21 protein-coding genes are annotated in these 20592 nt (G+C 53.6%); 14 read left to right on the top strand and 7 right to left on the bottom strand.

All coding sequences use genetic code 11. From position 1 onward, the window contains the following. The first annotated feature begins 1 nt into the window (after nt 1). Nucleotides 2-1090, top strand: coding sequence for a fatty acid desaturase family protein (locus tag KAJ71_RS18725; RefSeq protein WP_375540744.1), 1089 nt, complete (start codon nt 2-4; stop codon nt 1088-1090). 3 nt (nt 1091-1093) lie between these two features. Here the strand turns inward: KAJ71_RS18725 and KAJ71_RS18720 are convergent, their stop codons facing one another. Genes KAJ71_RS18720 through KAJ71_RS18710 form a run of 3 tightly spaced genes read right to left on the bottom strand, consistent with a single transcriptional unit; the run spans nt 1094 to nt 3662 of the window. Next, the gene (locus KAJ71_RS18720; protein ID WP_094983222.1) at nt 1094-1237 is read right to left on the bottom strand and encodes a DUF2474 domain-containing protein; all 144 of its coding nucleotides are present in this window, start codon (nt 1235-1237) and stop codon (nt 1094-1096) included. A 14-nt stretch (nt 1238-1251) separates the two neighbouring features. Further along, nucleotides 1252-2259 (bottom strand): cytochrome d ubiquinol oxidase subunit II, encoded by a 1008-nt coding sequence (gene cydB, locus KAJ71_RS18715; RefSeq protein WP_248947071.1) that lies wholly within the window; start codon nt 2257-2259, stop codon nt 1252-1254. 2 nt (nt 2260-2261) lie between these two features. Continuing rightward, on the bottom strand, nt 2262-3662 hold the full coding sequence (locus KAJ71_RS18710; RefSeq protein ID WP_248947070.1) for a cytochrome ubiquinol oxidase subunit I: 1401 nt from the start codon (nt 3660-3662) through the stop codon (nt 2262-2264). A gap of 141 nt (nt 3663-3803) precedes the next feature. Here KAJ71_RS18710 and KAJ71_RS18705 point away from each other — a divergent pair, with 141 nt between their 5' ends. Then, a complete protein-coding gene (locus KAJ71_RS18705; RefSeq protein WP_248947069.1) occupies nt 3804-5213 on the top strand; it encodes an aminotransferase-like domain-containing protein in 1410 nt (469 codons plus the stop codon). Between the two features lie 155 nt (nt 5214-5368). Here the strand turns inward: KAJ71_RS18705 and KAJ71_RS18700 are convergent, their stop codons facing one another. Beyond that, nucleotides 5369-6343 carry an alpha/beta hydrolase gene (locus KAJ71_RS18700; protein WP_248947068.1) on the bottom strand — a complete coding sequence of 325 codons (975 nt, stop codon included), beginning with the start codon at nt 6341-6343 and terminating at the stop codon, nt 5369-5371. Between the two features lie 659 nt (nt 6344-7002). On the opposite strand from KAJ71_RS18700, the gene KAJ71_RS18695 reads away from it, so the two are divergent. From KAJ71_RS18695 to ompC, 6 genes are all read left to right on the top strand, one after another. Beyond that, nucleotides 7003-8217 carry an aspartate aminotransferase family protein gene (locus KAJ71_RS18695; protein ID WP_248947067.1) on the top strand — a complete coding sequence of 405 codons (1215 nt, stop codon included), beginning with the start codon at nt 7003-7005 and terminating at the stop codon, nt 8215-8217. A gap of 50 nt (nt 8218-8267) precedes the next feature. Next, a complete protein-coding gene (gene astA / locus KAJ71_RS18690; protein WP_248947098.1) occupies nt 8268-9302 on the top strand; it encodes an arginine N-succinyltransferase in 1035 nt (344 codons plus the stop codon). Further along, the gene (astD, locus tag KAJ71_RS18685) at nt 9302-10774 is read left to right on the top strand and encodes a succinylglutamate-semialdehyde dehydrogenase (protein ID WP_248947066.1); all 1473 of its coding nucleotides are present in this window, start codon (nt 9302-9304) and stop codon (nt 10772-10774) included. The genes astA and astD overlap by 1 nt, the downstream gene beginning before the upstream one ends. Before the next feature lie 27 nt (nt 10775-10801). Next, a complete protein-coding gene (gene astB / locus KAJ71_RS18680) occupies nt 10802-12142 on the top strand; it encodes an N-succinylarginine dihydrolase (RefSeq protein ID WP_248947065.1) in 1341 nt (446 codons plus the stop codon). A gap of 12 nt (nt 12143-12154) precedes the next feature. After that, nucleotides 12155-13138 carry a succinylglutamate desuccinylase gene (gene astE, locus KAJ71_RS18675; RefSeq protein ID WP_248947064.1) on the top strand — a complete coding sequence of 328 codons (984 nt, stop codon included), beginning with the start codon at nt 12155-12157 and terminating at the stop codon, nt 13136-13138. 568 nt (nt 13139-13706) lie between these two features. Continuing rightward, on the top strand, nt 13707-14816 hold the full coding sequence (gene ompC / locus KAJ71_RS18670; protein WP_283106823.1) for a porin OmpC: 1110 nt from the start codon (nt 13707-13709) through the stop codon (nt 14814-14816). A gap of 84 nt (nt 14817-14900) precedes the next feature. Here the strand turns inward: ompC and KAJ71_RS18665 are convergent, their stop codons facing one another. Then, on the bottom strand, nt 14901-15092 hold the full coding sequence (locus KAJ71_RS18665) for a YdfD/YebW family protein (RefSeq protein WP_248947063.1): 192 nt from the start codon (nt 15090-15092) through the stop codon (nt 14901-14903). Between the two features lie 224 nt (nt 15093-15316). Here KAJ71_RS18665 and lysM point away from each other — a divergent pair, with 224 nt between their 5' ends. Beyond that, on the top strand, nt 15317-15757 hold the full coding sequence (gene lysM, locus KAJ71_RS18660; protein ID WP_248947062.1) for a peptidoglycan-binding protein LysM: 441 nt from the start codon (nt 15317-15319) through the stop codon (nt 15755-15757). 505 nt (nt 15758-16262) lie between these two features. Further along, nucleotides 16263-16427: a hypothetical protein gene (locus tag KAJ71_RS18655; RefSeq protein WP_248947061.1), complete on the top strand. Its 165-nt coding sequence runs from the start codon at nt 16263-16265 to the stop codon at nt 16425-16427. A gap of 700 nt (nt 16428-17127) precedes the next feature. Here the strand turns inward: KAJ71_RS18655 and KAJ71_RS18650 are convergent. Continuing rightward, nucleotides 17128-17514, bottom strand: a complete 387-nt coding sequence (locus tag KAJ71_RS18650; protein WP_248947060.1) for a helix-turn-helix domain-containing protein — start codon at nt 17512-17514, stop codon at nt 17128-17130. Between the two features lie 793 nt (nt 17515-18307). On the opposite strand from KAJ71_RS18650, the gene cbpA reads away from it, so the two are divergent. Next, on the top strand, nt 18308-19228 hold the full coding sequence (gene cbpA / locus KAJ71_RS18645) for a curved DNA-binding protein (protein WP_248947059.1): 921 nt from the start codon (nt 18308-18310) through the stop codon (nt 19226-19228). Further along, nucleotides 19228-19530 carry a chaperone modulator CbpM gene (gene cbpM / locus KAJ71_RS18640; protein WP_248947058.1) on the top strand — a complete coding sequence of 101 codons (303 nt, stop codon included), beginning with the start codon at nt 19228-19230 and terminating at the stop codon, nt 19528-19530. Before cbpA ends, cbpM begins: the two co-directional genes overlap by 1 nt. Before the next feature lie 145 nt (nt 19531-19675). Here the strand turns inward: cbpM and KAJ71_RS18635 are convergent, their stop codons facing one another. After that, nucleotides 19676-19888 (bottom strand): YccJ family protein, encoded by a 213-nt coding sequence (locus KAJ71_RS18635; protein WP_021181021.1) that lies wholly within the window; start codon nt 19886-19888, stop codon nt 19676-19678. Between the two features lie 169 nt (nt 19889-20057). Here KAJ71_RS18635 and KAJ71_RS18630 point away from each other — a divergent pair, with 169 nt between their 5' ends. Next, nucleotides 20058-20297, top strand: coding sequence for a DUF2766 family protein (locus KAJ71_RS18630; protein ID WP_021181023.1), 240 nt, complete (start codon nt 20058-20060; stop codon nt 20295-20297). A 109-nt stretch (nt 20298-20406) separates the two neighbouring features. Further along, on the top strand, nt 20407-20550 hold the full coding sequence (gene mgrB, locus KAJ71_RS18625; protein ID WP_375540743.1) for a PhoP/PhoQ regulatory lipoprotein MgrB: 144 nt from the start codon (nt 20407-20409) through the stop codon (nt 20548-20550). Nucleotides 20551-20592: the final 42 nt, after the last annotated feature.

Here is a 20592-nt window from a genome sequence, read left to right as displayed (position 1 = left end):
GATGCCAGACACCACGCCGCTGCGGCCCTTGGCGTTCCAACGGGAGAACCGCGATATTCATCTGGCGCTGATGCGTGGTAGCCAGGCCTATCTGGCGGAACGGTGCGACCACCGCTTTGCCGACCGCGGGATGTTCGCCAAGGTGTTGCTGCTGATCCTGCTGTGCGCGGGCTTTTATGCACTCAGTTTGCAGCAGCAAAACGCCTGGGCCTATTTTGGTTGCTACGTTGGCTTTATTTTCTCTGCCATGATGTTGACGGTGAACGTGGTGCACGACGCCTCACACAATGCTTTTTTCAAACAGGCACGGCTGAACCACTGGCTTAACTTTGCCGTCAGTATCCCGTTGGGGCTGGACGCCGACTGTTGGCGGGTGCGCCACGTTATCTTCCACCATGCCTACAACAATATCGAAGGTTACGATCCGGATATCGAGCCGAACGGCGTGCTGCGGCAAACGCCGTTCCAGCAGCGTAAAATCTTTATGCGTTTGCAGCAATACTACTGGCCGATAGTGGCGGCACTGACTTTTCCGTATTACATCTGGCTGTTTGACTGGTTGGATCGGGCCGGTAAAACGCGCATGACGCCTAAGATGATGTTGCAGGGGAGCAAAGGCTGGGGCGTTTTCTTGCTGAGCAAGCTGGCACACTTCACATTGGCGTTGGCAATCCCGCTATGGCTGATGCCGCCTGAGGTCAGCACGACGGCGATCTGGCTGACCTATCTGCTGAGCCAGATGCTGTCGTCGTTGGTGTTTGTGATGCTGATTGTCGGTACCCATTGGGCCAAAGCCAATTTTTATCAGGCTCCCGAGCAGGGCAAGATGGTGCATGGCTGGTATCAACATCTGTTTGCCACCACCTTCGACTGGCAGGCCACGCCGCGCTGGGTTGGCTACTGGCTGGGCGGCGCCAACCTGCACCTGACCCACCATCTGTTCCCGCATTGGAGCCATCGGCATTACCCAGCCCTGGCGAAGATTATTGCCGAGGTTGCGGCCCAACATGGGCTGGATTATCAGTGCCTGGATCTGAAAACGCTGTTGCAGATGCAACAGCGTTTTTTGGGGGCGATGGGGAAGCAGTAGGCGTTATTCCGGCTTCATCCCGGCGGCGGTCATCAGCAGGCGGAATAGCGAAGCAACCAAAAACAGCCCCAGGACGCTGGCACTCCAGATAACCACCAACCAGCCGACGCGTTTCCACCAGGGAATGGTGGCGGTGTTCTCATTCATCGTCTTGTTCATCATCAGTGATACCCATCCTCATGGCTCACCTTGCCGCGGAACACGTAGTAGCTCCAGAAGGTGTAGACCAAAATAATCGGAATAATAAACAGCGCGCCCACCAGCATAAAGCCCAGGCTTTGTAGCGGCGCAGCGGCTTGCCACAGGGTGATGGTCGGCGGGATCAGCAGCGGCCAGATGCTGATACCCAGACCGCTTAGCCCCAGAAACACCAATAACAGCGTCAGCAGGAACGGCGAATAGTGGGCATTGTGGCGTACGCCGTGCCAGATCCCCCAGGCGCTGAGCAGCACCAGCAGCGGCACCGGTAGCAGCCAGAACAGGTTCGGCAGGCTGAACCAGCGGGTCGCAATTTCAGGGTGAGCGATTGGCGTCCACACGCTGACGGCCAGCAAGATTAGCAGCAGGCTAACCAACAGCGGGGTGGTCAAACGATGCATCCGGGCCTGCAAGCTTCCGGCAGTCTTCATCACCAACCAGGTGCAGCCGAGTAACGCATAGGTCACTACCAGGCCCAAACCACAGAACAGGGCGAACGGTGTGAACCAGTCGAAGGGGCCGCCAACATAGGCACGTCCTTCCACCGGGAAGCCGTCGATAATCGCCCCGACCACCACGCCCTGGCAGAAGGTGGCCAGGATTGAACCACCGATAAACGCCTTGTCCCAGATATGGCGCTTTTCCGGTTTGGCCTTGAAGCGGAACTCAAAGGCTACGCCGCGAAAGATCAGGCCAAACAGCATCAGGGTGAGGGGAATGGCCAACGCATCCAGGATCACCGCATACGCCAGAGGAAAAGCCCCAAACAGGGCGGCCCCACCAAGCACCAGCCAGGTTTCGTTGCCGTCCCACACCGGCGCCACGGTATTCATCATTACGTCGCGATCGTGGCTGTCTTTCACCCACGGAAACAGAATGCCAATGCCCAGATCAAAGCCGTCCATGACCACGTACATCATGGTGCTGAACACGATGATCACAAACCAAATCAGCGGAAGATCGATACCCATGTTCAGCTCCTGTCGTCCAAAGTTTCGTGTACCGCTGAGAGCGGGCGTGCCGGTGTGCCGTGGCCGCTTGGCTCGTCACCTTCATGGGCCTGCGGGCCTTTGCGGATCAGACGCATCATGTAGGAGTAGCCGACGCCAAACACCGAACAGTAGACGGCGATAAAGGCCAGCAGGCTCACGCTCATATGGATGTCGCCGTGGGCAGAGACGGCATCAGCGGTGCGCTGCAGCCCGTAGACGACCCATGGCTGGCGGCCAATCTCGGTGGTGAACCAGCCAGCCAACAAGGCAATCAGCCCTGAAGGCCCCATCCATAGAATGAAGTACAGGAAGGGTTTGGACTGATACAACCCGCCGCGCCAGCGAAGCCACAGGCTCCACACGCCAGCCAGGATCATCAGCATGCCCAACCCCACCATGATCCGGAACGACCAGAACACCACGGCAGAGTTAGGACGATCTTCCGGTGGGAAGGATTTTAACGCCGGAACCTGCTCGGTGAGGCTGTGGGTGAGGATCAGGCTGCCGAGGTAGGGGATTTCCACCTTGAAGCGAGTTTCTTCACGTGCCATATCTGGCCAACCGAACAGGATCAGCGGCGTGGCTTCTCCCGGCGGGTTTTCCCAGTGGCCTTCGATGGCGGCGATTTTAGCCGGTTGATATTTCAGCGTGTTGAGGCCATGCGCGTCGCCAATCACCGCCTGGATAGGAGCGACGATCAGCGCCATCCACATGGCCATCGACAGCATTTTACGCATGGCTGGCGTATCACGGCCACGCAGCAGGTGCCAGGCAGCCGAGGCGCCGATAAAGAAGGCCGACGACAGGAATGCCGCAGTGGTCATATGCAGCAGGCGGTAAGGGAAGGACGGGTTGAAGATCACGTTGAACCAGTCTACTGGCACGACGACGCCGTTGATGATCTCATGCCCCTGTGGGGTCTGCATCCAGCTGTTGGAGGCCAGGATCCAGAAAGTGGATATCAGCGTGCCGAGTGCTACCATACAGGTGGCGAAGAAGTGCAGGCCGGGGCCGACACGATGCCAGCCAAACAGCATCACGCCCAGGAAACCGGCTTCGAGGAAGAAGGCGGTCAGCACTTCATAGGTCAGCAATGGGCCGGTGATACTGCCGGCAAATTCGGAGAAAAAGCTCCAGTTGGTGCCAAACTGATAGGCCATCACCAGGCCGGAAACCACGCCCATGCCGAAGTTGACGGCGAAGATTTTGGACCAGAAATGGTACAGATCCCGGTAAGCCTGATTGCCGGTTTTCAGCCATAGGCCTTCGAGCACCGCCAGATAGCTGGCCATGCCGATGGTGATCGCCGGGAAGATAATATGGAAGGAAACGGTGAAGGCGAACTGGATCCGTGCCAACTCTAATGCATCAAGTCCGAACATGGAGCCTCCTTGATTTGTTCATAATCGACCTCTTAGGAAAGCGATAACTTGCTTATTAAAACTTGCGCTAAGTAGAGCATGAGGTAGAGTAACGATAACAGTGACAGTTATTTTACTTTTTCCTATAACAGTTGGAATTGTATGACCAGATATGAACAGCTCGCCCAGCAGATCCGCGAACAGATCCAGAACCGAGTATGGCGTGCCGGGGACAAGCTGCCTTCGCTGCGGGAAAGTGGTAAACGTGCCGGGCTGAGCCTGATGACGGTGGTGCAGTCATACCAGCTACTGGAAAGCCAGGGCTGGATCGTAGCGCGGCCGCAGTCTGGTTACTATGTGGCGGCCCGTTCACAGGCGTTACCACAGCCCATCCGGGGTGAAAAACTGCTGGTGAGCGAACAGGTGGATATCAACGCCTTTATCTTTGACGTATTGCAAGCCTGTAAGGATCCGGAGATTGTGCCTTTCGGCTCTGCCTTCCCGGATGCCACCCTGTTTATGCAACCCAAGTTGGCCAGGGCGCTGAGCAGCGTAGCCCGGAAATTCACGCCTCACAGTTCGCTTGCCAATTTGCCGCCTGGCAACGAGGCATTGCGTCGCCATATTGCCCAACGCTATGCGCTGAATGGGATGCAGGTCTCCCCCGATGAGATTGTGATCACCGCCGGGGCGATGGAGTCGTTAAGCCTCAGCCTGCAAGCGGTGACGCAGCCGGGGGACACGGTGGCGATTGAATCCCCGGCATTTTACGGTGCGTTGCAGGCGCTGGAACGCCTGAAGCTGAAAGCAGTGGCGATCGCTACTCATCCGCAGCATGGGATCGATCTGGATTCGTTGCAGCAGGCGATTGAGCAATATCCGATCAAAGCCTGCTGGCTGATGACTCATTTCCAGAACCCGCAAGGGTCGAGCATGTCGGAAGAGAATAAAAAACGGCTGGTGACGATGTTGCGTGAGCATCAGATCTCGCTGCTGGAAGATGATGTGTACGGCGAGCTTTATTTCAGCGCCGAGCGGCCATTGCCTGCCAAGGCGTTGGATCAGGGCGGGCAGATTTTGCACTGCTCGTCGTTCTCAAAATGTCTGGCTCCGGGATTTCGCGTGGGCTGGGTAGCAGCAGGGCGATATGCGCCGCAAATTCAACGCTTGCAGCTGATGAGCACCGTTTCAACCAGCGTGCCGACCCAGATGGCGATTGCCGATTATTTGCTGCATGGCGGCTATGATACCCATCTGCGTCGCCTGCGGCGTTTATTGGCCCAGCGCCAAAGCGCCATGCATCAGGCGATCGCCCATCACTTCCCGCCGACGGTGAAGGTCAGCCAGCCGGACGGAGGCTATTTCCTGTGGTTGGAGCTGGAGGCGACACAGTCATCTATGGAACTCTACCAGCGTGCTCTGGCAGAGGGCATCAGTATTGCGCCGGGGCGAATGTTTACCACCGGCGATCGTTTCAACCACTGTTTCCGCCTGAACGCCTCCTTCGAGTGGAGCGACAGGCTTGAAACCGCCATCAAGACCTTGGCTAGGCTGATCCGGGGGCTGGGTTAACTAGCTGCGTAGAATAGTGCTACAGGTGGGAATATGCGCGTCGTGAATCCATCCCTGGATGGCTCGTATCGAGCATCCCTGCGCTCAACGGTCGGCTAACCTGCAATATTCCTACCTGCCTCAGGCTTTGGTGGCGCGGTAGTAAACTCAGTCATCTAGGCCAGATAATGCTTCAATGCACGTCCGGCCTGATGAATAGCCGAATGCACCGCCGGAACCTGGGCGAGCGGGTTTAACAGGCCGTAATCGTGGATCAGCCCATTGTAGCGGGTGGCGGTCACCTCGACGCCAGCCGCGTTCAGCAAGCGGGCGTAGGCTTCTCCCTCATCCCGCAGTACGTCCAGCTCGGCGGTCTGGATCAGCGCGGGTGGCAGCCCTCGCAGCTGTTCCTGGCTCGCATTGAGCGGTGAGGCGAAGATCTCCTTACGCTGGGCCTTGTCGGTGGTGTAGTTGTCCCAAAACCACTTCATCATATTGCGCGTCAGGAAATGGCCTTCGGCAAATTGATGATAGGAATCACGATCAAAACTGGCGTGGGTGACCGGCCACAGCAGGATTTGGCAGCGCAGTGCCGGTGTGCCTCGCTCTTTAGCCATCAGGCTGACCACTGTGGCCATATTACCGCCAACGCTATTGCCCACTACCGCCAGCCGGCTGCCGTCAACGTTGATCTTTTCTCCGTATTCCGCCACCCATTCCGTCGCCGCGTAGGCTTGCTCGATGGCGGTGGGATACTGGGCTTCTGGCGACGGTGTGTAATTGACAAACACCGCGACCGCTCCGGAACTGTAAACCAGATCGCGCACCAATCGTTCGTGGGTCGGGAAGTCACCCAATACCCAACCTCCGCCGTGGAAAAACATAAATACCGGCAATTTACCTTTCACTCGTGGCGGGCGCACGATGTGCAGCAGGATGTCCTGACCGGCCACGTGAATGGTTTTCTCTTCGATCTCGACCTCACACTGTACCACCTCTACGCTGCGTTGCGCGCCTTCCAACACCTTACGTGCCTCCTTCGGCTTCATCTGTTCCATCGGTTTGCCGCCGCTGGCATTTAACTCCGCCAGAAAGGCGGCTACGTCTTTAACCGCTGCGGGCTGGTTGGCATCAAAGGTTTTTTTGCTCATGTTGGGATCCTAAACGTTGAGTACGGGGTAGCTTAACAGTGTAGTCAAAGACAAGGGGGTAACCTGCAATGCCGCTTAGTTAAGGAATTTGTACCGAGGTGCGCTTCACCCAGGTTTGCCGTCGCTTTGCTGCGCTAAATGAGGGCGCATTGCATGAACACGGTGCAAAAGGGCACCAATCCCGCCATCTAGCGCAATTATTTTTGCGAGCAGGATCAGAAAAGCGGAAGAATTTTGCGATTGAATAGGATTTCTCCGGCGTTGATGATTTTAGGCTCTATTTTTTCCATTAATCATTACAAATGCATAATTATTGAATATTTATGCAATATAACCCTTTGTTTTAACGAAAAAAATTAGTAAAACCGTCAAAATCCCCGTTCTGGCACGATAGCTGCTCTACACTATTTATCAAATGGGCTGTATTTTAACTACTCATTAACATTTATTCCCCGCTCAGGGGCGTTAAATGCGGCATATATAGTAAATAACCGATTTTATGTAACAGGTTTGTATCTGAATAGGCGGCGGTGAGCAGCATTATCGTCGGCCAGAAAACACGCCGGATAATAGGGTTAATTTGCTTTTTCGCTGCCCTTGCGCCACCAGAGCGGTTCTTACCGCCAAAATTCAGCCTTTGCTGACGTTATGAGGTCATTATGGAACAGCCAATCGCAGTTACCCGCCAGTCTTTCGACGACTGGATGATCCCGGTTTATGCCCCTGCGGATTTTATTTTGGTGCGGGGAGAAGGCTCACAGGTTTGGGATCAGCAGGGGAAATCCTATATTGATTTCGCTGGAGGCATTGCCGTCAATGCCCTGGGCCACGCCCATCCGCAGGTGTTGGCGGCGCTGGTCGAACAGGCAGGCAAGCTTTGGCATTTGGGCAACGGTTATACCAACGAGCCGGTGTTGCGCCTGGCCAAACAGCTGATTGATGCCACCTTTGCTGACAAGGTGTTTTTCTGCAACTCCGGCGCGGAAGCCAACGAGGCCGCGCTGAAGCTGGCGCGAAAATATGCACTGGATAGTGGCAACAGAGAAAAGAACCAGATTGTTGCATTCAATAACGCGTTTCATGGTCGCACCCTGTTTACCGTTTCAGCTGGGGGCCAACCAAAATATTCGCAGGATTTTGCGCCATTACCTGGCGGTATTACCCATACGCCGTTTAACGACCTGGCGGCAGCTGCTCAGGTGATTAATGACCGTACCTGCGCAGTGATCGTTGAGCCGATTCAGGGCGAGGGTGGTGTGGTACCTGCACAACCGCAGTTCCTGCAAGGGTTGCGTGAACTGTGCGATCGCCATGGCGCACTGCTGATCTTTGATGAGGTGCAAACTGGCGTAGGTCGCACCGGTTCGCTGTATGCCTATATGAATTACGGGGTAGTGCCGGACGTGTTGACCACCGCCAAGGCGTTGGGCGGCGGTTTCCCGATCGGGGCGATGATCACCACCGACAAGCTGGCGAAAACCCTGGGCGTTGGTACTCATGGCACCACCTACGGCGGTAACCCGCTGGCGGCAGCAGTGGCTGGTGTGGTGTTCTCGCTGATTAACACACCGGAGGTGCTCGATGGGGTGAAGCAGCGTCTTGAGTGGTTTATCGCCGGGCTGACGCAAATCAACCTACAGTATCCGATCTTTAGCGAAATCCGCGGGGCGGGTCTGTTAATTGGCTGCGCGCTGAATCCTGAATATGCCGGTAGAGCCAAGCAGATCACCCAACTGGCTAACGAGGAGGGGGTGATAGCCCTGATCGCTGGCCCGGACGTGGTGCGCTTTACGCCTTCGCTGATCATCCCAGAACAGGATGTGAAAGAGGGGCTGGCGCGGTTCGCGCGCGCTGTGGCGCGGATTTGCAGCTAATCAAGGCGGCTGCGCCCGGTGCGCAGCCGATGACTTCCGAGGTTCGCATTATGATGATTATCCGCCCTATAGAGCGTCGTGACCTGGCTGATCTGCTGACGCTCGCCGGTAAATCCGGTATTGGCCTCACCTCTTTGCCGCAGAATGAAGAGACGTTGTCGGCACGTATTGAGCGGGCGTTAAAAACCTGGCAAGGCGAACTTCCCCAAAGTGATCGCTGCTATCTGTTTGTGATGGAGGATACCGAACGGCAACAGGTCGTTGGTGTGAGCGCGATCGAAGTCGCGGTTGGCCTGACCGAACCCTGGTATAGCTTCCGCGTGGGTACTCAGGTGCATGCCTCAAAACAGCTGAATGTCTATAAATCGGTGCCAACGCTGTTTTTAAGCAACGACCATACCGGCCATTCGGAACTCTGTACGCTGTTCCTCGATCCGGACTACCGGCATGGCGAGAATGGCAAGCTGCTGTCAAAGGTACGCTTCCTGTTTATGGCCGCCTTTCGCAACCAGTTCTCCCGCAAAGTGATCGCGGAAATGCGCGGTTATTCCGATGAAAATGGCCGTTCCCCCTTCTGGGAAAGCGTTGGCCGTCACTTCTTTTCTATCGAGTTCGCCAAGGCGGACTATCTCAGCGGCACCGGACAAAAGGCGTTTATCGCCGAACTGATGCCGAAACACCCACTGTACGTCGACTTTCTGGCCGAAGATGCGCAGAAAGTGATCGGCGAAGTTCACCCGCAAACCGCACCGGCGCGCAAACTGCTGGAAGCCGAAGGGCTGCGCTATCAGGGCTACGTCGATATCTTTGACGGGGGCCCGACGTTGGAAGCCGAGATCGACGAGATCCGCGCGGTGAAGCGCAGCAAACTGGTGAAGGTAGTACTGGATGATGCGCTGGTCAGCAGCGAGGCCCCGGCGTACCTGGTGGCTAACGATAACTATCAGCATTATCGCGCCCTGTTGGTGCATGCCCAACTGCATGATGACCGCCTGCGTATCAACGCCGAGACGGCGGCGGCGCTAGGCGTCGAACAGGGGAGCCCGGTGCGGGTCATCAAGCTTATAGCTCAGGAGAAAATGTAATGTCACATCCTGCATTGTTAATTAATGGCGTCTGGCTGGCAGGTCGGGGCGCAGAGTTCAGTAAAACCGATCCGTTGGATAACCTGCCGCTGTGGCAAGCCAATGCGGCCAGTATTGACGACGTGGCTTCGGCCTGCGCAGCTGCACGCGAGGCTTTTCCTGCCTGGGCGCGCACGCCGTTTGCCCAGCGCGAACAGTTGGTAAAACGCTTCGCGGCGTTGCTGGAAGAGCATAAACAACATCTGGCCGAGACTATCAGCCGTGAAACCAGCAAACCCCGTTGGGAAACCTTGACCGAAGTCCAGGCGATGATTGGCAAGGTGGGCATTTCGCTACAGGCCTATCAGGCGCGTACCGGGGTGACGGAAACTGCAATGGCTGACGGCGCTTCGGTGCTACGCCATCGGCCGCACGGCGTGCTGGCGGTGTTTGGCCCGTACAACTTCCCTGGCCATTTACCGAATGGGCATATCGTTCCGGCGTTGCTGGCGGGCAATTGCGTAGTGTTCAAACCCAGCGAACTGACGCCGTTGACGGCGGAGGTGACGTTACAACTCTGGTTGCAGGCGGGATTACCGGACGGGGTCATCAATCTGGTACAGGGAGGGCGTGAAACCGGTGAGGCGTTGGCAAGCTGTGCCGATATTGATGGGCTGCTGTTTACCGGCAGTGCTGGCACCGGCTATCACCTGCATCGCCAATTGGCCGGTCAGCCAGAAAAGATCCTGGCGCTGGAGATGGGTGGCAACAATGCGCTGATCGTTGAACAGGTAGAAGATTGTGACGCGGCGGTGAATCTGGCCATTCAATCGGCGTTTATTTCTGCCGGACAGCGCTGTACCTGTGCTCGCCGTATTTTGGTGAAAAACGGGCCACAGGGCGATGCTTTTATTACACGCCTGGTTCAGGTGGCGTCTACGCTGCGCATTGGCCGTTGGGATGCCGAACCTCAGCCGTTTATGGGCGGGGTGATCTCCTCCTCTGCGGCAGAAAACATGCTGGCAGCTCAGCACCATCTGTTGGCGTTGGGCGGTAAAGCCTTATTGACCATGAAATCGCTGGAGAGCGGCAGTGCGTTATTAAGCCCCGGCATTATCGATGTGACCGGCGTGGCGGATGTGCCAGACGAAGAATACTTTGGCCCGCTGACCACGATCATCCGTTATGACCAGTTTGACCAGGCGCTGCGCATTGCCAACAACACGCGCTATGGCCTGTCCGTTGGGCTGGTGTCCCCGCAGCGGGAGCAGTTCGAACGGCTGCTGCTGGAGGCGCGAGCCGGTATTGTCAACTGGAACAAGCCGTTGACTGGCGCTTCTAGCGCGGCACCTTTCGGTGGCGTGGGGGCTTCTGGCAACCATCGGCCAAGTGCGTTCTATGCTGCAGATTACTGCGCATGGCCGATGGCTTCGCTGGAGAGTGCCAGCCTGACGTTGCCAGCCAGCCTGTCACCGGGCCTGATATTTAACTGATCGTTCGGCAGTCTACAGGAGAGAAAAATGTCCGGATATGAAGTCAATTTCGATGGGTTGGTGGGTTTGACGCACCACTACGCCGGGCTGTCGTTTGGCAATGAGGCTTCGACGCAGCACCGCAACAGCGTGTCGAACCCCAAGCTGGCGGCAAAGCAGGGGCTGCTGAAAATGAAAGCGCTGGCGGATATGGGCTTCCAGCAGGGCGTATTGCCACCGCAGGAACGACCCCATCTCCCCACGCTGCGTAAATTGGGCTTCAGCGGTAGCGACGAAAGCGTGCTGGCCCAGGCGATGCGAACCTCACCGCGCCTGCTCTCGGCGCTCAGTTCGGCCTCATCTATGTGGACAGCCAATGCCGCGACGGTGTCGCCTTCGCCAGACAGTCAGGATGGTAAAGTGCATTTCACCGCTGCCAATCTGAATAACAAATTCCATCGCGCGATTGAGGCCGAAACCACCTCCAGCGTGCTGCGTGCCATCTTCAATGATGAGCAATACTTTACTCACCACGATGCCTTACCGCAGGTGGCACTCTTTGGGGATGAAGGTGCCGCCAACCATAACCGCCTTGGGGGTGACTATGCCAAGTGTGGGGTGCAGGTCTTTGTCTACGGTAAGCAGGAGTTTGGCGGGGAAAGTGCTCCCACGCGTTACCCGGCTCGCCAGACGCGAGAGGCCAGCGAGGCGATTGCCCGTCTGCATCAGTTGCACGATCAACACACGGTATTTCTGCAACAAAATCCGGCGGTGATCGACCAGGGCGTTTTTCATAACGACGTGATCGCCGTCAGCAATCAGCAGGTGTTGTTCCATCATCAGCAGGCGTTTCTGCACCAACAGCAGGGGCTGGATCAAATCCGCCGTAAGATGGCTTTGCTGGAGACGGAACTGGTGGCGATAGAGGTGCCAACCTCTCGTGTCAGCGTGGGGGATGCGGTGGCGACCTACCTGTTTAACAGCCAGATCCTGACCAAAGCCGATGGCAAGATGATGATCGTGGTGCCGGAAGAGTCCCGCCAGCATCCGGGCGTTTGGCATTATCTGTCGGAGATGGTGGCCAGCGGTGGGCCGATTGACGAGATCAAGGTGTTTGACCTGCGCGAAAGTATGCGCAACGGCGGTGGCCCGGCTTGCCTGCGTTTACGCGTGGCGCTGAACGGTGCTGAGTTGAGGGCGATAAACCCACGGGTGATGATGAACGATACGCTATTCGCCACCCTGAACGACTGGGTAGACCGCTATTACCGTGATCGCTTGGTACAAGAGGATTTGGCAGACCCGCAACTGCTGCATGAAGGGCGTGCGGCACTGGATGCCCTGACTTCTATCCTTGGGCTGGGTAATGTTTACCCGTTCCAACAGTAACCGGAGGCAATAGTGAACAATTTATTGGCTCTGACGTTGGCTGGAACGCCACCCGCCACCCCCGAGGGTGAAAACGCTGCACTGCGCTGGAAGTGGCTGGGGGAAGGGCTATTGGAGCTCTGCCCGCGGCAAGGCTATCGGCAAGCGGTGGTGCTTTCTGCCGGTATTCACGGCAATGAAACGGCCCCGATCGAACTGCTTGACCGGCTAGTGAACGAGATCTTCGCAGGCGTGCGGCCATTGGCGGTGCGCTTGTTGGTGGTGTTAGGTAATCCACCTGCGATGCGAACCAATCAACGTTATCTGGCAAGCGATATGAATCGCATGTTTGGTGGGCGCTATCAGCAGTTTGAGCCCTCTGGCGAAACGGTGCGGGCGCAGCAGTTAGAACAAGCGGTCAGCAATTTCTTTGCCGGAGAGCAGGCCACACGTTTTCATTACGATCTGCACACGGCGATCCGCGGATCGCTGCTGCCACGCTTTGGTATCTTGCCCTATCAACCACAGAGTTACAGCCCAGAGATGTTGGCGTTACTAGACGCCGCCGAGTTGGATGCACTGGTGATACACCAAGCGCCCGGCGGCACGTTCAGCCACTTTTCCAGCGAGCATACGCAGGCGGCCAGCTGTACTCTCGAACTGGGCAAGGCTCGTCCCTTTGGCAGCAACGATCTACAGCAATTTTCCGCTATCAATAAAGCACTGCAGGCACTGGTCAGTGAGCAATCTCTCCCTTTGCGGGGGCAGGCTCCGATTCGGGTGTTCCGCGTCGAGCGGTCACTGATTAAACGCAGTGAGTCGTTCAAACTCTATTTAAGTGACGATACTGCCAATTTTACCGCTCTGCCGCAGGGCACTTTATTGTATGAGCAGCCGGGGGAAAACTATCGGGTGCAGCATGAAAAGGAGTGGGTCCTGTTTCCCAATCCCAAGGTGGCATTGGGGTTACGTGCAGGCATGATGTTGACCGAAGTCCCGCGTAGTATCCTGTTTTAATCTCAACCCGTTCATTACGCCACAGGTAATTGACCTGTGGTGACTTTTTTCCTTTCAAATTTTAATAGCGTAATTTATTTAATCAGTTGATAGGCTATTTGGCCTGTTACACGCTATTGTTTGCCCCGATGGGTAAAAGCCGGATTAGAGATGGGATTATTCTTGCAATTCCCGATAATCAGATTGATATAAGTTAAAAGTGTGAAATAAGTAACGCCATTACTTAGCATGCTAATTTTGTGGTTATTCAAAAACGTAGGTAAATCACACAAAATGAAACGTGGCCGCACCATTTTGGTGCTTAACAACGTAAACGTTATGGCTTATACATTAAATGTCTATTTAAATCATTGTATTATAATTGCCCTTATTTGTAATATTTGGTTACAAATAAACATGCTTTATGCACACTGTTTCATGAACTTTTTTATTTTAAGTTTTTATTCATGATGCTAATGTCACATGGCGCTTTATTAAGGGGCGTAGATAAAAACAAAATGATAAAAATCACAGCCCAAAGCATAAATTGGGCGTGACGGGCAGCTTTTAATAAAATCTAGGAAAATAAATGATGAAACGCAGTGTAGTAGCCCTGGCGGTTGTTCTTGGCACCGTCGCCTCTATGGCCAATGCGGCCGAAATCTACAATAAAGATGGCAATAAACTCGACCTGTACGGCCGTGTTAACGGCAAGCATTTGTTCAGCGATAACAAATCTGCCGATGGCGACGCGACCTATGTGCGTTTTGGTTTTAAAGGCGAAACGCAGATTAATAGCGATTTGACCGGTTATGGTCAGTGGGAATACAACGTCCAGGCTAATAAAACTGAAAATGGCTCTGATGCTACCGAAGGCACTAAAACCCGCCTGGGTTTTGCCGGTCTGAAATTCGCCAATTACGGCTCATTTGACTATGGCCGTAACTACGGTGTGGTGTATGACGTAGAGTCATATACCGATATGCTGCCGGAGTTTGGCGGTGATACCTATACCTTCACCGATAACTTCATGACTGGCCGCTCTACCGGTTTGGCGACCTACCGTAACCGAAGCTTCTTCGGTCTGGTGGACGGCTTGAATGTGGCATTGCAGTATCAGGGTAAAAATGACGGTAATAGCCGCAATATTGAGCATAATAGCAATAATGTGCACAAGCAGAACGGCGACGGTTATGGTATGTCGGTGGATTATCAGGACATCGGCGGTAGCGGTATTGGTGCTGCGGCAGCCTTCTCTGACTCTAATCGCACCAGCGCTCAGAAAGACGGAACCTATGGTAAAGGTGATAGCGCCACGGCTTGGACCACCGCGCTCAAGTATGATGCCAACCAGGTTTACCTGGCGGCAATGTATGCTGAAACCCGTAACATGACACCGATTAAGGTTAACGGTACCGCTGGTTTCGCCAACAAGACGCAAAACTTTGAAGTGGTTGCGCAATACCAGTTCGAAAATGGCCTGCGTCCATCACTGGCTTACCTGCAGTCAAAGGGTAAAGACATTGAGACCATTGGCGATGTTGATTTGGTGAAATATATCGATATCGGTGCGACTTACTACTTCAACAAAAACATGTACACCTACGTTGATTACAAAATCAACCAGTTGAATGACAATAATAAGCTGAAGTTGAACACTGACAACGTCGTGGCAGCCAGCTTGACCTACCGTTTCTAAGTCGTACTCAAACCTCATTCCTGTGTCGGAACGTGGTTCAAAAGGCAGGGCGCAAGCTCTGCCTTTTTCAGTTGGTCTGTGGGATCACAAAGGGGCATACTCGCTGGCAGGCAGCCAGAAGCCGTCGATAAAGTCCTCGATCGGAAAACAGCCAGCATGGCGTAACCGTTGTTCTTTCATCGCTACCAGGCACTGATGCTCATCACGCAGCACGTCAACGACGATATCGGCGCAACCGCCATCCAGATAGCAAACGAACATCACCAAAGCGTACATAACCCATCACGTTCCTCATTAAGGCTCCTACCACCATTGTAGATAAAATCGGGCTGAACTTAGTTAATTAATACAAGAAACCAATAATTAACCAAACAAAAACGGAATTTTCAGAATTTTGGCAGCGTTTAATCATCCTTATGAGGATTGCAGTTCCGTTCTGTACTGCTAAGCTTAATGAGTTTTAAAAATTCTTAACTATCCAATCATTAACGGGAGCGAATATGGGATTGTTTAACTTCGTCAAAGAAGCTGGCGCAAAACTGTGGGATACGGTGAGTGGTAACGCTGAAGATCAAAGCGCCAAGCTGAAAGCGCACCTTGATAACAGCGGCCTGCCAGATACGGATAAGGTGGATGTTCAGGTTGTTGATGGCAAGGCTGTGGTCAGCGGGAACGGTATCAGCCAGGAGCTGAAAGAAAAAATTCTGGTCGCCGTGGGTAACGTGGCAGGTATTAGCGGCGTGGAAGATAATGTTGCAGTCGTGCAATCGGAAGCGGAAAGCCGCTTTTATACCGTCAAGAAGGGCGATACCCTGAGTGCCGTGGCCAAAGAGATGTATGGCAATGCCAATCTGTACAACAAGATCTTTGAAGCCAACAAACCGATGCTAAGTCATCCAGATAAAATCTATCCGGGCCAGGTATTGCGCATCCCTCAATGATGCTGAAAATCTAGGTAATTGAAGCCCGATCTCGGGTTTCAAACTGCGTAATCCGGCGCCCCATCTGGGGCGCTGTGCTGAAATCCCCTCAGCCGATGCTTATACAGAGTCCGTTCATACAGATGTTCCACCCCTATAAGCTCCTCAACCTCAATTAGATAAATTCAATGAATGTTTCCTGCCCGCGTGCTGGCAACTTATCCTGAGAGTCTTGACCCTGTTGCAGAAAATTGTTAGCGTTTATACCCGAGAAAAGTCTTACCATTACCTGCGTAAAACCTTCCGTTGCTTAAATATCAGGATGCCCCTTTTGGCATCAATACTGTATGGCATGCGATGAGAGAGTAGAGGGTGTGAACACCCCACTAGACAAGCAATACCAGGAAAACCATGGACGATGCGCAACGGGTCATCACAACGTTGAAGGCGGTTGCTGCATATTGATCATTTTTACGTTGACGATCACACAGTAAGTGGGAGTAACTTACTGTTTTCAGGAGATAAAATGGAACACAATCCGCACGATGAAACCAAGCTTATTGCGGTCATTGCCTTATTGGTCTCGGTGTTGCTTGTCGTGTCGATCTTGTTTGGCATCACGTATCTATCCGATCTGCGGCATAGCGTTCAAGAGGTCGATGCCAAAAGCTGTTACATCAAAGGCGGCTGAAGCCAGAGCTGCGTTTATCGCAATCCTTGATTCAACGATGAAAAATTTTTGCCGTACGAGTGGGTTTATTTGGGGCTTAACGCAGCAGCTGCGATTTAACCACTAATAAAGGTTATGGCGAATTATTCGTCGGCGGCATGCCATTAAATAGACAACGATCGTTGGATTGCGTTTTTCCCGTCACGGCAAAGCCGCTACAGCCTAGGCGTAACAAGGGGCGCCGCGTTTTATGACAGTCTTTTCTTACGATGGTCAGAGAATATGAACTGCTGACTTGGTTGGTTAACCAGTCTAAATAAATTCACTTTAATTATATTTAAGTTGCAATAAATTGTTGTGGCAAATGTGTTTCTTGAGTGTTTTTGCGATGTTAATCAAATATTGTTATTTACCTTGAAGTAGGGAGCTGTCGTAAATAGCAAACCCCTGTTAAGCTGAGATTAATCTGTACGGAAATTTCTGTCAGTTCTATTGCCTATGTAAGCGAGGTGTTTATGAGTCAATTACTCTCTCATGCAAGATTATCCCATGTTGTGATCGCCACGGCGGTGTTTTGGGTTTGCATTGCTGTACTCGTGGCGGTAGCACTAAAGTAACGCTGGTTGATTTATCAACAACCCTGACATAGCTAGCACACTCAGCCAACGGCTCCTTTCTGGGGCCGTTTCTTTGGTAGTGACTTAAACAACCCGCTGCCACCTCACGCCATCTTCTGGTGAATAATATGTAGCGGAGGCTCGATATGCAGAGCGACACTCAGATCCTGGCGGAAGTCGTAGGGCGTAATGTTGAAACGCTTTCTGAACATGTAGGTGAAGTGCGATTGGGAACCGAAACCAAAATCCAAGGCGATATCGAAAATGGAAGCCTCACTGCTGCGCAGCTGGTACACCGCCCCGGCAAGGCGGCGCTCGCGAATATACTTGCCCAGCGAGATCCCCGTCGCTTCTTTGAACAGCTTCTGCATATGCCACAGTGAATAGCCGGAATACTCGGCTAGCTCTTCAAGGTGGATCACTCGTCCCAAGTGGGTTTCGACCCATTTACTGAGTGCGCAGACGAGTGCGAGGTGATGTTCTTGTATCAATAAATTTACCCAATTGATTTTGTCGTTAAACCGCAGCGCAGAGCTTACGGCAGGCTCACTTAGCGTACCTTACAGGCCGTGGATTGTCACCTTCGTGCCGGTTAAAGCGGGATCGTTTTGACCTTCGCCATCAGGTGGCCTGCAAGACGGGCAAGCGATCGCACGTGCGCCGGGGATGACTTCGGTAACATTGTAACGTACCGCATAGCCCTGCTGCCGGATCTTTTCTAGCTCTTCAACATCCAGTAGAAAAAAGCCTCAATACAGGACTTGCCAGCATTCGGAAAAACCAGCTAATCTGAAATTGCCCGCTACCGCAAATGCCAAGTAGTCCAGGCAGGCCAGCAATGTAATTAGCCAAAACAGAGAGTCAGCCGTAACAACGCCACGTTGATGGGGTGATCGCATGTTAATGACAGTGATTATTACTCTTTTTGTGATCGTGGGCGTTGCCGCTTTTATGGCAATGCCAGTATTGATGGGCAATAACACGCAAGGCGTGGGAGGTAAAGAGCCTTGAAACTGGCTAGCAACCGGAACCTGCAATGTTAACTCGAAATTCACTCGCAACTTGGTGACCGGCTTAGATATGGGCCGTGTCATCAACACTTTGTCAGCACGGTATTTCGCTTGCTCCGCAACAAATCAGCCCGAAACGCTAAATCACCGCGTGAAGTGATGCGCATACTGCACTAACTGCTTGATGGCGCTACAATGAGCCATATCTCCTCAACTTGCTCATGCATCAACGCGCTATCCACTTTTCCGGCCACAGTAAAGAGACCATAGCATTATGGAAATCAAGGATTACTACGCCATTCTAGAGGTTAAACCCTCAGATGATATCAAGGCTATCAAAACCGCCTACCGCCGCCTGGCTCGCAAATATCACCCTGATGTCAGTACCGAGGCCGATGCCGAAACTCGCTTTAAAGAAGTCGCAGAAGCCTATGAAGTGCTGAAAGACAGCGAACGCCGGGCTGAATATGACCAAATGCGGCTGCATCGAAACGAACCCAACTTCGGCCGCCAGACCCGGCGTGAAGAGTATGGTGGTGCCGAGGATTTCTCCGACATCTTCTCCTCTATGTTTGGCCAGCGTGCGCGTGGCCGCCAGCAGGGCCAACCGCGTGCTGCCCGTGGGCAGGATGTTGAGATCGGCGTGGCGCTGTTCCTGGAGGAAACCCTCACTGAGCAAACCCGCACCCTGAGCTATAAGGTGCCGGTGTACAACGCATTTGGTCAGACAGAAAAAGAGATCGCTAAAACGCTTAACGTGAAAATCCCGGTGGGCGTGGCGGACGGAGAACGAATCCGCGTGAAAGGCCAAGGTGTGCCAGGCCTTGCTGGCGGAGCCAATGGCGATTTGTACCTGATCATTCAGTTGGCACCGCATCCGTTGTTTGAGGTGATCGGGCACGATCTGGAAATCGTTCTGCCGTTGGCACCTTGGGAGGCGGCGTTAGGCACCAAGGTTTCTGTCCCCACGCTGGCGGACAATATCCTGTTGACTATCCCCGCAGGGAGCCAGACTGGGCAGCGATTACGTGTTAAAGGGAAGGGGCTGGTCAGCAAAAAAGAGACCGGCAATTTGTATGCGGTGATCAAGATTGTCATGCCTGCCAAACCCGATGCAGACAGCGCCGCACTCTGGCAACGACTGGCCGAGGCGAATAAGGCCTTCGATCCTCGTACGCAATGGAGTAAAGCATAATGGCCAACCTACAGATAACCCTCACCATTACCGAGTTTTGCCTGCATACCGGCGTAACGGAAAGCGAACTGGCCGAGGTGGTGGGGTTGGGAGTGATCCAGCCCCGCGATCTGGCGGCGGATGATTGGCTGTTTGATGATGGGGCGGTGGCGGCGTTTAATCGCGCCCAGCGTCTGCAACGCGAACTGGCTCTGGATTGGCCCGGTATTGCGGTGGCGCTGACGCTGCTTGATGAGATTGAACAGTTGCGCAGGGAGAACGCTCAGCTACGTCATCGTCTTGAGCGCTTTATCGCCGAGTGAAAGTGTAGTGATCCATCATGATCATCGGCTGACTCACCTTGGCCAAAGGGGCGATCGAGTTTGCTGAAATGACCTCTTTACTTCCAAATGAGCCAAGGCTATCAGCTCCCTCTCTTCCTGTGGGAGAGGGTTGGGGTGAGGGGCCTCAGACGTTTTTACGTTCGATGGTTTCTTCGCCCCAGTACAGTTGGTCAGCTTCGGTTTTACTGAACGCCAGCGGTAACACTTCATCGCTGCCTTCTTCCCAAATTTTTTGCGCCAAAACCTCGTCATTACCGGCCAACTCAAAGATCGCTTCGGCAATTTCTACCGAGGTTTCACGTACTGTCGCCCAAGATTTTACATTATGATTTGCCATGACTGCTCTCCTGTTGAGTGTGAGGCACAGCCTAGTATAGGCCACAATTCTGCTGCTGGTTTTTGCAAGGCATGCGTATTATTGCCGAAAATTCAGGCAGGAACGCCTGCGGCAAAATGCAAAACGGCGTGGTATTCTTTGCCGCGTTTAAATTAACAGAGGAAAAATTATGTCTAGCGCACTGAGCAACGATCAAGAACTGGTTTCCGATCTGGTTGCCTGCCAACTGGTTATCAAGCAGATCCTGGATGTGATCGACGTGATCGCGCCGACCGAAGTACGGGACAAGATGGCCAGCCAGCTCAAGAGTATCGATTTTAGCAGCCACCCGGCCGGGGCCGATCCGATCACCAAGCGGGCGATTGAAAAAGCGATTGCGCTGATTGAGATGAAGTTTAACCGCGAGTAACCGGGCCCTGATGGGCAGGGAAATCTAAACGGCCAGTTAAACTTCGTTTAAGTTGCCTATGCTAATATTGATAATTAGGTTAATAACATAATCATAAGGCTGCTAAGGTTTGGGGCGTAAAAAACTGCTGGTGATAGCGGCAACGCTGATTGCCTGCTTACTTTTCTATCTGCTGGCTCTGGATAGCTATTGCGATCAAGGTGGGAAGTTTGCTCTGGGCATTTGCTCTATCACGCGTATTGTTCCCTGGTAACATGGCGAAATAACAATTTTTCGCAAACTTGCCCCTGGCCTT

It is taken from the genome of Serratia silvae, assembly GCF_023282985.1.
In the GTDB taxonomy this organism is placed as follows: Bacteria; Pseudomonadota; Gammaproteobacteria; order Enterobacterales; family Enterobacteriaceae; genus Chania; species Chania silvae.
The sequence above is the reverse complement of the archived record's forward strand: the minus strand, read 5'-3'. Positions and strand labels throughout refer to the sequence as shown.